This is a genomic window from Methylosinus sp. RM1 (assembly GCF_011378635.1).
Lineage (GTDB): Bacteria > Pseudomonadota > Alphaproteobacteria > Rhizobiales > Beijerinckiaceae > Methylosinus > Methylosinus sporium.
On the sequence record NZ_WOVC01000002.1, the window covers coordinates 96,788 to 109,725 of the forward strand.

Below are 12,938 nucleotides of genomic sequence, written 5' to 3' on the forward strand. Positions count from 1 at the left end.
AGCTTCACGCGCTGCGCTGCGCGAGGGCGCGCGTCAGTCTCTCCGTCTGCGCGGCGTCGAAACGCAGGCCGAGCTTGGAGCGACGCCACAGCACGTCTTCCGCCGTGCGCGCCCATTCCTGCGCGCGCAGATAATCGAGCTCCGCTTCCGTCAGGCCGCCGCCCAAATCCGCGCCGAGATCGGCGAGCGATCGCGCCGTCTCCAGAAAGCGCCACGCGCGCGTTCCATAGGCGCCGGCGAGCCGGCGCGCGAGGCGTGGCGCGAGAAACGGCTTCGCGCGCGAAAGCTCCGCGACGAAGCCGTCGAAGCCGCCGGGGCCGATGTCGCCTCCGGGCAGAACGGCGCCCGCCGTCCAGGCCGCGCGCATATGCGGGAAGAAGGGCGCGAGCGTATCGAGCGCATGTTCGGCGAGGCGGCGCGCGGTGGTGATCTTGCCGCCGAAGATCGACAGCGCCGGCGCGCCGCCGTCGGCGTTGTCGAGATCGAACGCATAATCGCGCGTGACGACGGAAGCCTCGAGCGCGCCATCGTCATAGAGCGGGCGCAGGCCCGAATAGCTCCACGCCACATCGCCGGGCGCGATCTTTTCTTTGAAGAAATGATTGGTCGCCGCGAGAAGATAATCGGTCTCCGCCGCGTCGATCGCCACCGGTCCGGGCGCGCCGGGAAAGGGAATGTCGGTGGTGCCGACGAGTGTGAAATCCTCTTCGAAGGGAATGGCGAAGATGATGCGCTTGTCCGGCCGCTGCAGCATATAGGCCTGCGCGCCCTCATAGAGCTTGCGCGTGACGATATGCGAGCCTTTCACCAGCCGCACATGCTTGCGGGAGCGCAGGCCGAGACGATGCTCCAGCGTCTCCGACACCCAAGGGCCGGAGGCGTTGATCAGCGCGCGGGCGCTCAGCTCTTCCAGCTTTCCATCGGCGGCGGCGACGCTGGCGAGCCATCGCCCGCCCGCGCGCCGCGCGCCGACGAGCCGCGCGCCGATACGAATGTCCGCGCCGCGCGCGAATGCGTCGAGCGCCTCCAGCACGACGAGGCGCGAATCGTCGACGCGGCAATCGTAATAGGAGAAGCCGAGGCGATGATCGGCGGTGAGCGGCGCGCCGAATGGCGTTCCGGCGAGCGCGACGGTCGCGGAGCCGGGGATGCGCTTTCGCCGCGCCAGATGGTCATAGAGAAAGAGCCCGAGCCGCACCAGCCAGGCGGGGCGAATCGAGCCTTCGTGCGGCAGGATGAATTGCAGCGGATGAATGATATGCGGCGCGGCGGCCAGCAGCAGCTCGCGCTCGGCCAAGGCCTCGTGGACGAGGCGGAACTCATAGCGCTCGAGATAGCGCAGCCCGCCATGGATCAGCTTGGTGGAAGCGGAGGAGGTCGCGGCGGCGAGGTCCTTTTGCTCGAGCAGAAGGACGCTCAGCCCTCGCCCGGCGGCGTCGCGCGCTATGGCGCAGCCATTGACGCCGCCGCCGACGATGAGGAGATCGAAGACCATTGCCGGCTCTCCCGCTGCGATTTTCTCGCAGGAGAATAGAGCCGAGAACTGAAATATGTGTCAGCGCCTGTTCTCCTTCTTTCGGGGAGGAGAACAGGCGTTCGACTTGCTTACTCGGAAGCGCGCGAGCGCGGCGCGTTATGGTCCGGCCGAGGGCCGCCGGGCTTGCCGCTGCGGCGGCGCTGCTGCTGCTGCTGAGGCGGGCGTCCATGCTCGCCGGGCTTGCCCGGATGGCGCGCGGCGCGGCCGGCCTCCTGATGCGTGCGACGATGCTCATGCGGCGGCGCGCGCCGCGCGGCGTCCGCCTCGGCTGCGGCGCCCGGCGCGCTGCGGCGGTCGGTGATCGGCAGCGTCTGGCGGGTCACGCGTTCGATCTGCTTGAGCAGCGAGCGTTCGCTATTGTCGCAGAGCGAGACGGCGGCGCCCGTCGCGCCGGCGCGCGCGGTGCGGCCGATGCGGTGAACATAGGCCTCGGCCGTTTCCGGCAGCTCGAAATTCACCACATGGGAGACGCCGTCGATATCGATGCCGCGCGCGGCGATATCGGTCGCCACCAGCGCGCGGGTGCGGCCGGCGCGGAAATCGTCGAGCGCGCGCTGGCGCTGATTCTGGCTTTTGTTGCCGTGAATCGCCGAGGCTCCGACGGCGTTCACGGCGAGATGCTGCGCCACGCGATCGGCGCCGCGCTTGGTGCGCGTGAAGACGATGGCGCGCGAGAAGTTCGGATCGGAAAAAAGTTCCAGCAGAACGTCGCGCTTGGCCGTTCCGTCCACCAGAATCACGCGCTGCGCGACGCGCTCGGCCGTCGTCGCCGCCGGCGTCACGCGCACGGTGACGGGATCGCGCAGCATGTCGTCGGCGAGCGACGCGATCTCCTTCGGCATGGTGGCCGAGAAGAAGAGATTCTGCCGATCCTTCGGCAGGCGCGAGACGATCTTGCGAATGGGGACGACGAAGCCGAGGTCGAGCATATGATCGGCCTCGTCCAGCACGATCGTCCGCGTCGAATCGAGCCGCAGATGATTGGAGGCGACATGATCGAGCAGGCGGCCGGGGGTCGCCACCAGAACATCGACTCCGCCTGCGAGCATTCGGATCTGCGGGCCATGGGCGACGCCGCCGACGATGACGCCGACGCTGATGCGGGCGAAGCGCGCATAGGCGCGGAAACTATCGGCGATTTGCGCCGCGAGCTCGCGCGTCGGGGCGAGCACCAGAACGCGCGCCGTGTTTGGAGCGGGGCGGCGGCCCTCGTCGAGCAGCCGTTGCAGGATCGGCAGAGCGAAAGCGGCGGTCTTGCCGGTGCCGGTCTGCGCGATGCCGAGCAGGTCGCGGCCCTGGAGGAGCGGGGGAATCGCCTGAGCCTGGATCGGCGTGGGCGTCACATAATCTTCCTGCGCGAGCGCGCGCAGAATGACCTCGGCGAAGCCGAGGTCGGCGAAATTGGTCACTGCGTAACTTTCGAAATAGGCCGCATGTGCGCGAAAAGCGGTTCCCGCGCGAGGCCATGCAGCGATGGATGGGAGACCTGCCCCGCGTATCGGGCCGTCGTCATGATGAGGACCCGCTCTACGGCTCCGATCCCCTGTGGGAAGCGATCCACGCGGCCGGAACGAGTCACGCTGCATTGCAGCAATAACGTAGGTAAAGCGAATTCAAGGCTCTGTCAATCGGCAATTGCGCAGTTCGCGTCGATAGCGGCGATGTCGCTCCGAGCGCGGGCGCCGGCCGCGAGCTATGCGAGGCGCGGCGGACGACATATAGAACGTAAGGATGGTTCCAACTTTTGAAAGCTGCGCTCATGCTCGAAGCCCTCCGCGCTTTTCTCGACGAAGTCGCCGCGCCGGCGCGGCCGCGGCCCTTGGAGGCTTCCGATTATCGGCTCGCAGCGGTCGCGCTTCTGGTGCATCTCGCCTCCATAGACGGGGAGTTCGACGCCGGCGAGCGCGCGTTGCTGCAAAAGCTGGTCGAGACGCGCTTCGGCCTGGATCGCGCCGCCGCCCGCGCGCTGATCGAGGCGGCGGCGGAGAGCGAGCGCGAGGCCGTCGATCTCTACCGTTTCACCCAAGTGCTGAAGCGCCGGCTCGACGAGGACGGCCGCCGCGTCGTCATCGGCATGTTGTGGGAAATGGCCTATGCCGATGGCGAGGTCCATGAATTCGAGGAAAATGTGATCTGGCGCGTCGCCGAGCTGCTCGGCGTCTCCACGCGCGATCGCGTTTCGCTGCGTCAGGCTGCGAAGGACGCGGACAAGCCGGCTCCGCCCGGCCCCTGGGGAGGCTGAAGACATGAGCGACGCCGCGACCACCACCATCGTCACCGGAGCCTCGGACGGCATCGGCCTGGAACTGGCCAAGCTCTTCGCCCGCAAGGGACGTCATGTCACTCTGGTCGCCCGCCGCCGCGAGCGGCTGGAGGCGCTGGCCGGCGAGATCGAGGCGTCCGGTGCGACGGAGCGGCCGATGGTCGTCGATCTCGATCTCTGCGAGACGGGCGCTTGCGAGAGTCTCGCAGAGATTTTGAGCGCGGCTGGGCGCAAGCCGGAGATTCTGGTCAATAACGCCGGCTTCGGCCTCGTCGGCCGTGTGGCCGAGCTGGACGCCGCCGAGCAATTGGCGATCGTCGATCTCAACATACGCGCGCTGACGGCGCTGACCCTGCGCTTTCTGCCCTCGGTCATAGAGACGCGCGGCGGCATATTGAATGTCGCCTCCGTGGCCTCCTTCATGCCGGGGCCGGGTTTCGCCGTCTATTACGCCAGCAAGGCCTATGTCCGCTCTTTCAGCGAGGCTCTGGCCGAGGAGCTGAAGCCGCATGGCGTGCGCGTCACCGCGCTCTGCCCCGGTCCGGTGCAGACGGGTTTTCAAGAGCGCGCCGGCTTCGATTACAAAGGCGAGATGAAAGCGGTGAAGCCCGCGCTCTTGCCGGCCGAGGAGGTCGCGCGGCAGGGCTATGAGGCGCTGTTCTCCGGCCGGCGCGTGGTGGTGCCGGGGCTGGTGAACAAATTCTTCGTCGCGGCGGGACGCGCGGCGCCGCGCGCGATTCTGCTGCCGCTGCTGGCCAAGGCGCAACAGGCGCGCTGAACATCGTATCGCTGAAACGCCGCGAGCCCGACGGCGCTCGCGCGCGTCGGGCTCGCAAATTCGCGCGGCTGAAAAGATCAGGCTTCCTGAGCCTTGACCTTCAGCACCTGCCGGCCGCGATAAATGCCGGTCTTGAGGTCGATGTGATGCGGACGGCGCAGCTCGCCCGAATCCTTGTCCTCGACATAGGTCGGCGCCTTGATCGCGTCGGCGGAGCGGCGGAACCCGCGCTTCATCGGGGAGGTTTTTCGCTTCGGAACGGCCATTTGTCTCGATCTCCAACTCCCCGCATCGGGGGCGGGGTGAAAACTCGTGCGGGCCGCATACAACAAATCGGCGCGCATGGCTAGCCCGACCCGCGTCTCGCCTCCGCGCTTCCCTGCTTCATTTCTGGACGGTTTCTGGAGCTTCGGCTAGGCTCTGGCGCGTTTCCGAATTTCGCCGGGGCCGTTCATGTCCGCCGACTTCTCCGTCCGCTCCCTCGCGTTCTCCGCCCGCTCCCTCGCGCTCGCCGGCGCCTGCTCGGACGATGTCGACATTCACTCGGCCGTCGCCGAATTTCGTGAAATCATCCGCATGGTCGGCCTCGTCCATTCCGTCTGCGGCGCCTGGACGGGCGTTTCGGCGCATCGCGTCCATCGCTTCTTCTTCAACGATTGGCCGGAAGATTGGCTCGCCCTCTACAATGAAAGGCAGATATTCGCCGACGATCCTTTCGTCGAGGAGGCGCGGCGCTCGATGACGCTCTACCTCTGGAGCGAGGTCGAGACGCGCCGGCCGCTGACGCCGCGCGCGCAAGCGGTCTATGACGTCGGCCGCGCCTATGGGTGGCGCGAGGTCGTCGGCGTGCCGATCCATGGGCCCATGGGCTATCAGGGCCTCGTCTCCCTCGCCTCCTTCGAGGCGGTGACCTTCGCGCCGCAGGAGCGCGCCTGTCTCGATCTCATTTCCCGCGCCATTCACGAGCGCTGCCGCAGAGAGATCGGCTTCGGCCTCGTCTCGGAGGACATGCCGAAGCTCACCGCGCGGGAAATCGAGTGTATGCAATGGGTCGCCGTCGGCAAGACCGATTGGGAGATCGCCCAGGTGCTCGGCATCTCGCGCTCGACAGCGCATTTCCACATCGAAGGCGCGAAGAGAAAGCTCGGCTCCTCGTCGCGCTCGGAATGCGTGACCCGCCTCGCGCTCTACGGCCTCATCTGAACGCGACCTGGCTGAAGAGTCAGGTTTCGAATCGCCGGCTTTTCGATACTCACGGCCGAGGCAGCGCTCTGCGCCGCGGGGGGAGGGGCAGATGACAGCTTGCTCGAGCGCCGGTCGAGGATCGGCGGCGGTTGGATTTGCAACCGTTCTGATCGCGGCATTTCTCGACGCCAAAGGCGCCTTCGCCGCCGATGTCGAAATCACCGCTAACGCGCCGAGCGTCAACCTCGACGCCTTCACCGGAACGACGGCCCATATCAACGGCGGCGTGGCCATCGGCTCTTCGAGTCCGGCGATCGGCGCCACGCTCCAGGCATGGTCGGTGACCAATAACGGCTCCGTCAGCGGAGGCAACACGGTGACGCTCGGCCAGGGCGGCGCGTTCCTCAACGCGAGCGGAGCGACCGTCACCGGCACGCTGACCGCCATGACGTTCGGCTACAAGCCGTTCGGCCTGCCTCCGGCGGGCGGCCCAGGCCATCTGGACAATTACGGAACGATCACCGGCGGCGCCGGCGAGGGCGTGACGATGTGGTTCGGAGGAACCGTCAATAATTTCGGCGGCGGAACGATCAAGACCGACACCGGCCTGAACGCCGTTTCCATCGGGCAGGGGACGTCGCGCGTCCTTTTCAACGCCGGCTCGATACAGGCGACGAAGACGAGCGGCTTCAGCACCGGCGTGCTCATGCAGGGCGGGCCCTCGGTCTTCACGAACGCCGTCGGCGGCGTGATCTTCGGCGACTATAATGGCGTCTACGCCAGCGCCAGCGCCGTCTTCGCCTCCTTCGGCAACGCCGGCTCCATTTCCTCCCGGCGCGGACCGGCGGTCGAAGCGACCGGTGGCGGGACGATCGTCAACACCGGCGCGATCGGCTCGACGAACGCCGAGGGCATATTGATCCGCAACAATTCGAATGCCGACATCACCAATAGCGGCTCCATCAGCGGCGCCGTCAACGCGATCAGTTTCGCCGCCGGCGGCGGCGCGGCGACAGCGGCTGTCCATACGCTGCGGCTACAGACCGGGTCGACGCTCAACGGCAATGTATTGGGCGGCGCCAATACCGACAATCTCATCCTCGAAGGCTCGGGCGCCGAAAGCATCGCGAAGTTCCAGAATTTCGAAACGCTCGCGATGAACGGCGCCGACTGGACGCTGACGGGAGCCGGCGCCTTCTCGCGCGGCGTGACGCTGACGAGCGGCGTGACGCGTGTCGGCGGGCGGCTCACGAGCCCGGCGATCGAGGTGCGGAGCGGCGCGACGCTGACCGGCGCGGGCGTCGTCGCCGGCGCGGTCGCGAATTTCGGCAATGTGCGAATCGACAGCGGAAAGTTCACGATCGAGGGCAATTACGTCCAGCAGGCGGGCTCCGCGCTGACCGTCGGCGTGACGCCGAGCGCGGCCGGCGCGCTCTCCGTCGCCGGGACCGCGACGATCGACGGCGGCGCGGTGCGCGCGCTGGCGGCGCAGGGGGATTACGCAGCCAACGCCTCCTACACGATTCTGACCGCCGCGGGCGGGCGCTCCGGCGTTTTCGACGAGGCGACCACCGATCTCGCCTTCTACAGTCCGTCGCTGAGCTATGACGCGAACAACGTCTATCTGAAGCTCGTGCGCAACAGCGTCGATTTCTCGAACGTCGGCGGCACGCGCAATCAGATCGCCGCAGGCCGAGCGCTGGAGCTCGCCGGCCTCGCGCATCCGATCGTCGCGCCCGCGCTGCTGCTGACGGCGGCCGAGGCGAGGGCCGCCTTCGACGGGCTCTCGGGCGAGATCCATTCGAGCCTGCGCGCCCTGCTCGTCGATGAGAGCCGGATGCTGCGCGATGCGGTGCTCGAGCGGCAGCGGCAGGCGGTCTCCGGATCGACCGTCCCCGTCTTCGCGGTCTGGGCCCATGGCTTTGGCGATTGGGCGCGCCTCGGCGGCGACGGCAATGCCGCGACCGCGCGCATGAGCACGGCCGGAGGCCTCGCTGGCGTCGATATGGCGCTCGGCGATTCGCGATTGGGCGTCGCCGCCGGCGGCGGACACAGCGAGGCGCGCGTCGACTCCCGCGCCTCGACCGGCGACATGGAGTCCGCTCATGTGGCCGTTTATGGCGACACGCACGCCGCCGATCTCGGTTTGCGAGTCGGCGGCGCCTATTCGCATCACGATGTGACGACGATGCGCCGGATCGCCTTCCGCGGCTTCGCCGACGCCCCTCATGCCGACTATGGCGCGCATACGGCGCAGGCTTTCGGCGAGGCCTCCTATCGTGGCTTGTTCCGCGGCTTCTGGCCGTTCGAGGGGGCGGAGGCCTTCGTCGGCGTCGCTCATGTGCGGGTGGCGAGCGATGGATTTCGGGAGAGCGGCGGGCCGGCGGCCCTGACCGTCGCCGGAGCGCAGACCGCCACGACCTTCTCGTCCATCGGCGTCAGAGCGCAGACTTCCGCCTGGACGATCGGAACCGCGGCCGTCTCCGCGAGAGCCTCTTTCGCTTGGAGCCACGCTTTCGACCGCATCGTTCCGACGACCGGAATGTCCCTCGCTCCTGGATCCGCGCCGGTCTTCGTCGCCGGCGCGCCGCTCGCGGTCGACGCGCTGCTGATCGAGGCGGGGCTCGACGCCGCCGTCGCGCCCAATGCGCTCGCCTCGCTCGTCTATTCGTCCCGTCTCGCCTCCGGCGCGGAAGCTCATGCGCTGAAAGGGCGGTTCCTCTGGCAATTCTGAGGTGGGGACGCTACGTCCTGCCGCCCCCGCTTGATCGTGTCGAGCTTCGGCTCCATATACGGCCCCGAGGCGCCGACGCCGGGCCTCGCAGATTTTTCGCACGAGAAGCGCCGCGAGGGCTTCGTAATGGCACGACTGCCGACGCTGAATTCCCCCTTCCTCCTGGGGTTCGACGAAATCGAACGCGCGCTGGATCGCGTCACACGCTCGGGCTCCGACGGTTATCCGCCCTATAATATCGAGAGGCTGCCGGGCGCCGATTCTCGTCCCGATCGGCTGCGGCTGACGCTGGCCGTCGCCGGCTTCACGCGCGAGCAACTGGAGATTTCGCTCGAGGAGAGCCAGCTCGTCATTCGCGGCAAGCAGCTGGAGGACGATCGCGAGCGGCAGTTCCTGCATCGCGGCATCGCCGCGCGGCAGTTCCAGCGCGCCTTTCTGCTGGCCGAGGGGATGCAGGTGCTGGGCGCCGATCTCGTCAACGGGCTCTTGTCCATCGATCTGGTGCGGCCGGAGCCGGAGCGCGTCATTCGCAAGATCGACATAACGACGCCGGAGGAGCCGGCCAAATGAAAAGGGGCGCCTCGCGGCGCCCCTTCCTCTTCGCGGGTCTTTTCGAGGGAATGTCGGAGGAATTCGTTCAGCCGGTCGTCTGCTCTTCCTGCTCGCGCACGGTCATGGCGTTGCCGTGCCAGACGAAATCGTCGAAGAGGCAGGCGTCCACGAACATCACCGGCAGCAGAATGTCGCGCGTCAGCAGCGCCAGCGGGGTCAGCCGCGAGAGCCGCCAGCCGGCGATGCGGGCGAGGAGGCATTCCGCGCCATAGAGCCCGGCGAGGATCGCGCCCGCCGTCAACGCCACATTGGCGTCGAGCAGATGCGCGGCGTAAGCGCCCGTCACCACGGGCATGAAGCTGCCGTTCATGAATTCCGGCGCGAAATAGGCGGGGAAGGTGACGCGGCGCAGACGCGCCCAGCGCACATGGCGGGAGTAGACCTCATGCGCCGTGCGATGGCCGAGCGGCTGCTCGAAGGGCATGTCGACGAGCCGCACCTTCATCTTTTGCGCGCGGATGATCTTGGTGGAGGCGGCGTCCTCGGCGATCTCGGCGCCGAGAGCGCGAATGCCGCCGGCGCGCTCCAGCACCTCGCGGCGCCACATCATATTCTTGCCTTGCGCGAAGCCGATGCCGACCGCCTCCGCCCCATATTGCCAGCGCGCCTGGAAGGTGTTGAGGAAAGCGCATTCCACTTCCGCCCAAAAGCCCTTGGGGCGAGAGCCGATCGGCATGGAGATGGACAGCGCCGTGTCGTCGCGGAAGGCGGCGAGCATGGTCTGAATATAGTCGGGCGGCAGCAGCGCATTCGAGTCGGCCAGCACCACCCAGGCGTAGCGCGCGGCGTCCCAGCCCTTGACGCAATTGTTGAGCTTGGGATTGACGCTCACATAATCGTCGCCGACGAGCAGCCGAGCGGAAATATGCGGATGCGCGGCGATCATCCGCTCGACCAGCGGAATCACCGGATCATTGGCGCACTGCACGCAGAAGAGCACCTCGTAGCGGGGATAATCCAGCGCGAAGGTGGAGCCGAGCGTCTCCTCGCTGAAGGTCTCCAGTCCGCGCAGCGGCCGCACGATGCTCACCGGCGGCGCATGGGCCGGAACGCGCAGATTGCGAAGGCGGGCTTTGCAGCGGAAGGCGGCGATGGCGATGCTGGAAAGGTTGAGCGTGAGCAGCGTCGCGCAAAAGGCGGCGCACACATAGGCCATGATCATGCGTGTTCCCTGCCTGTCACTTGCGGGATTCGAGACGGGCGGCGGCGGCGCCCTGCGCCGGCGGTCGGCGACGGCTGCGCAGTCCCGGGGCGGGCCAGACCGATATTCCGCCTGACAAGGAGCTCAGCTCTTGGCAAAAGGGGGGCGGCGCGAGAATCTTTTCGCGTCGCGCGGCCCTCGCATTCTCCTCCTGCCGAAGTTTGCTCATGACCACTCCGATCGTTCGCTTCGCGCCCTCGCCGACCGGCCGCATCCATATCGGCAATGCGCGTCCGGCCCTGCTGAACTATTTGTACGCCCTTTCCCACCATGGAAGATTCGTGCTGCGATTCGATGACACCGATTTCGCCCGCTCGCGCGAGGAGTTCGCGCAGGCGATCGAGGTCGATCTCGCCTGGCTCGGCGTGCGGCCGGATGTGGTGGTGCGGCAGTCGCAGCGCGTCGCGCATTATGAGGCGGCGGCGGCGCGTCTCGAGGCGGCCGGCCTGCTCTATCCCTGCTACGAGACGCCGGAGGAATTGGAGAAGCGCCGCAAATTGCAGCAGGCGCGCGGCCTGCCGCCCGTCTATGACCGCGCCGCGCTGAAGCTCTCGCTCGAGGAGCGAGCGCGGCTCGCGGCGGAGGGGCGCAAGCCGCATTGGCGTTTCAAGCTGCCGGACGGCGTCGTCGAATGGCGCGATCTCGTGCGCGGCGATTGCGCGATCGATTGCGCCACTCTGTCCGATCCGGTGCTGTTGCGCGAGGACGGCAGCTTTCTCTACACGCTCCCTTCCGTGGTGGACGATATAGAGCTCGCCATCTCCCATGTGATTCGCGGCGAGGATCATGTGACCAATACGGCGGTGCAGATTCGCCTGTTCCAGGCGCTGGCGCCGGAGCGGCCGGCTCCGATCTTCGCGCATCACAATCTTCTCGTCGGCGGGACCGGCGAGGCGCTCTCCAAGCGCACCGGCTCGCTCGCCATCGCCTCGCTGCGGGAGGAGGGCTATGAGGCCCTCGCCGTGGCGGCGCTCGCCGTGCTCACCGGCTCCTCGGACAGCGTCCATGCGGTGCGCTCGCTCGGCGATCTCGCGCATTCGTTCGATCTCGCGCATCTCTCGCGCAACGCCGCGCGCTTCGATCCCGCCGATTTGGGTCCGCTCACTCATCGCACTCTGGCGTTATTGGACTATGACGACGTCCGCGAACGGCTGGAGGCGCATGACATCGTCGGCTTCAAGGCCGAGCCTTTTTGGCGCGCGGTGCGGGGGAATTTGACGCGCTTCGCCGATGTGCTGGACTGGTGGCGCGTCGTCGAGGGCGAGATCGCGCCGATCCGCGAGGATGCGGAGTTTTTGGCCGAGGCGCTCGCGCTGCTGCCCGCCGAGCCCTGGGACGAGGCGACATGGTCCGGCTGGACCAGCGCCGTCAAGGCGGGCACGGGCCGCAAGGGCAAGGCGCTGTTTCATCCATTGCGCGTCGCGCTCACGGGCGCGGAGAATGGGCCGGAACTATCGCTGCTGCTGCCGCTGATCGGCCATGCGCGGGCGACGGCGCGGCTGTCGGGGGCGTGAGGGAACGCGCCCTCAAAAACACCGCACCTGCGCCTCGGCCTGGGCGCGGCGCAGCTCCTCCAGCGCCTCCTTGGCGAGGCGCGAGTTGCGGAACAGCGAGCCGATCTGCCCGACTTGCTGATCCATGCTGGCGACCGTCTCCGCCGAGACATAGCGCTCATAGGGCAGGATGGAGGCGACGATGTCGATGGAGCAGGAGCATTGTTCCAGCGCCTGCCGCGAATCGCCATTGGCCTTCATGCAGCCGAACACATAATCCGCCCGCGCCGAGGTCGGATAATCATTGAGATCGGCGGCGCGCGCCGGAAGCGCGGCGGCGAGGGCGAGCAGAAACGCGGCGGGACGGAGCATGAGGGTCGATCCTGCGAGAGGCGAATGACCTTCCTGGCCTAGCGCAGGGAGGCGACGGCTCGCAAGCGCGATCGCGCGTCAGCTCTCGTCCGCCGCGCGTACGGCGCGCATGAATTCGCGCAGCGCCGTGAGGTCGAGCGCGCCATTTCGCCGTACCCCGGAACACACGTCGACGCCGAAGGGCCGGACGCGCCGGATCGCCTCACCGACATTGCCGGCGTCGAGGCCGCCGGCGAGGAAGACGGGCCGTGGGCTCGCCGCGACGAAAGCCGCGCTGATCGACCAATCGTGGGTGCGGCCGGTGCCGCCGAGTTCCGGCGTGGCGGCGCCGGGGCGGCCCGAATCGAGCAGAAAGGCATGAACGAAGGGGCTGTAGGCCGGAATGAGATCCAGCGCCCGCGGTCCTTCTACATGAATCACCTGAACGCGCCTTATGTGCGGCCGAAGCCTCGCCAGTTCCGCGGCGTCGCCCGCGGCGATGTGCGAGACGATCTGCACCGTCGTGGGCCTGGTGCGATCGATATGGGCGGCGATCGATGCGGCGCTCGTTTCGCTGGTGAGGAGAAAGGTCGAGATCGCCGGCGGGGAAGCGGCGGCGATATCGGCGATCAGCTCGTCGGCGATGGGGCCGGGCCCCGAGGGCATGGCTGCGACGAGCCCGAGCGCATCGGCTCCCGCGCCGATGGCCAATTCCGCTTCGCACGGCGATCCGATGCAGCAGATTTTAACTCTGGTTCTCATCTTCCTTCCCGTGGCCTCGCCC

At 67.6% G+C, this 12,938-nt stretch carries 12 protein-coding genes; 6 read left to right on the plus strand and 6 right to left on the minus strand.

Annotation, left to right across the window (positions count from 1 at the left end):
- Positions 1 to 4 precede the first annotated feature (4 nt).
- Both FMZ75_RS01785 and FMZ75_RS01790 read right to left on the minus strand, forming a co-directional pair.
- On the minus strand, positions 5 to 1,495 hold the full coding sequence (locus tag FMZ75_RS01785) for a glycerol-3-phosphate dehydrogenase (RefSeq protein WP_166141092.1): 1,491 nt from the start codon (positions 1,493 to 1,495) through the stop codon (positions 5 to 7).
- 110 nt (positions 1,496 to 1,605) lie between these two features.
- Positions 1,606 to 2,946, minus strand: coding sequence for a DEAD/DEAH box helicase (locus FMZ75_RS01790; protein WP_166141093.1), 1,341 nt, complete (start codon positions 2,944 to 2,946; stop codon positions 1,606 to 1,608).
- A gap of 350 nt (positions 2,947 to 3,296) precedes the next feature.
- On the opposite strand from FMZ75_RS01790, the gene FMZ75_RS01795 reads away from it, so the two are divergent.
- Both FMZ75_RS01795 and FMZ75_RS01800 read left to right on the plus strand, forming a co-directional pair.
- Complete coding sequence (locus FMZ75_RS01795) at positions 3,297 to 3,779, plus strand: TerB family tellurite resistance protein (RefSeq protein WP_166141094.1); 483 nt, start codon at positions 3,297 to 3,299, stop codon at positions 3,777 to 3,779.
- Positions 3,780 to 3,783: 4 nt separating this feature from the next.
- Positions 3,784 to 4,578 (plus strand): SDR family oxidoreductase, encoded by a 795-nt coding sequence (locus FMZ75_RS01800; protein ID WP_166141095.1) that lies wholly within the window; start codon positions 3,784 to 3,786, stop codon positions 4,576 to 4,578.
- A gap of 77 nt (positions 4,579 to 4,655) precedes the next feature.
- Here FMZ75_RS01800 and rpmF read toward each other — a convergent pair whose 3' ends face one another.
- Positions 4,656 to 4,844 (minus strand): 50S ribosomal protein L32, encoded by a 189-nt coding sequence (gene rpmF / locus FMZ75_RS01805; RefSeq protein ID WP_024878183.1) that lies wholly within the window; start codon positions 4,842 to 4,844, stop codon positions 4,656 to 4,658.
- A 187-nt stretch (positions 4,845 to 5,031) separates the two neighbouring features.
- Between rpmF and FMZ75_RS01810 the strand changes: the two genes are divergently transcribed.
- From FMZ75_RS01810 to FMZ75_RS01820, 3 genes are all read left to right on the plus strand, one after another.
- Positions 5,032 to 5,781 (plus strand): LuxR family transcriptional regulator, encoded by a 750-nt coding sequence (locus FMZ75_RS01810; RefSeq protein WP_166141096.1) that lies wholly within the window; start codon positions 5,032 to 5,034, stop codon positions 5,779 to 5,781.
- A 91-nt stretch (positions 5,782 to 5,872) separates the two neighbouring features.
- Entirely contained in the window at positions 5,873 to 8,497 is a 2,625-nt protein-coding gene (locus FMZ75_RS01815) for an autotransporter domain-containing protein (RefSeq protein ID WP_166141097.1), read from the plus strand.
- A gap of 126 nt (positions 8,498 to 8,623) precedes the next feature.
- Positions 8,624 to 9,067, plus strand: a complete 444-nt coding sequence (locus FMZ75_RS01820; RefSeq protein WP_108915633.1) for an Hsp20 family protein — start codon at positions 8,624 to 8,626, stop codon at positions 9,065 to 9,067.
- 67 nt (positions 9,068 to 9,134) lie between these two features.
- Here FMZ75_RS01820 and FMZ75_RS01825 read toward each other — a convergent pair whose 3' ends face one another.
- On the minus strand, positions 9,135 to 10,271 hold the full coding sequence (locus tag FMZ75_RS01825; protein WP_166141098.1) for a ceramide glucosyltransferase: 1,137 nt from the start codon (positions 10,269 to 10,271) through the stop codon (positions 9,135 to 9,137).
- Between the two features lie 206 nt (positions 10,272 to 10,477).
- Here FMZ75_RS01825 and FMZ75_RS01830 point away from each other — a divergent pair, with 206 nt between their 5' ends.
- Positions 10,478 to 11,824, plus strand: coding sequence for a glutamate--tRNA ligase (locus FMZ75_RS01830; RefSeq protein ID WP_166141099.1), 1,347 nt, complete (start codon positions 10,478 to 10,480; stop codon positions 11,822 to 11,824).
- Between the two features lie 12 nt (positions 11,825 to 11,836).
- Here the strand turns inward: FMZ75_RS01830 and FMZ75_RS01835 are convergent, their stop codons facing one another.
- Together FMZ75_RS01835 and FMZ75_RS01840 are read right to left on the minus strand one after the other, a co-directional pair.
- The gene (locus FMZ75_RS01835) at positions 11,837 to 12,175 is read right to left on the minus strand and encodes a hypothetical protein (protein ID WP_166141100.1); all 339 of its coding nucleotides are present in this window, start codon (positions 12,173 to 12,175) and stop codon (positions 11,837 to 11,839) included.
- A 78-nt stretch (positions 12,176 to 12,253) separates the two neighbouring features.
- On the minus strand, positions 12,254 to 12,916 hold the full coding sequence (locus FMZ75_RS01840; RefSeq protein WP_166141101.1) for a phosphoribosylanthranilate isomerase: 663 nt from the start codon (positions 12,914 to 12,916) through the stop codon (positions 12,254 to 12,256).
- Positions 12,917 to 12,938 lie beyond the last annotated feature (22 nt).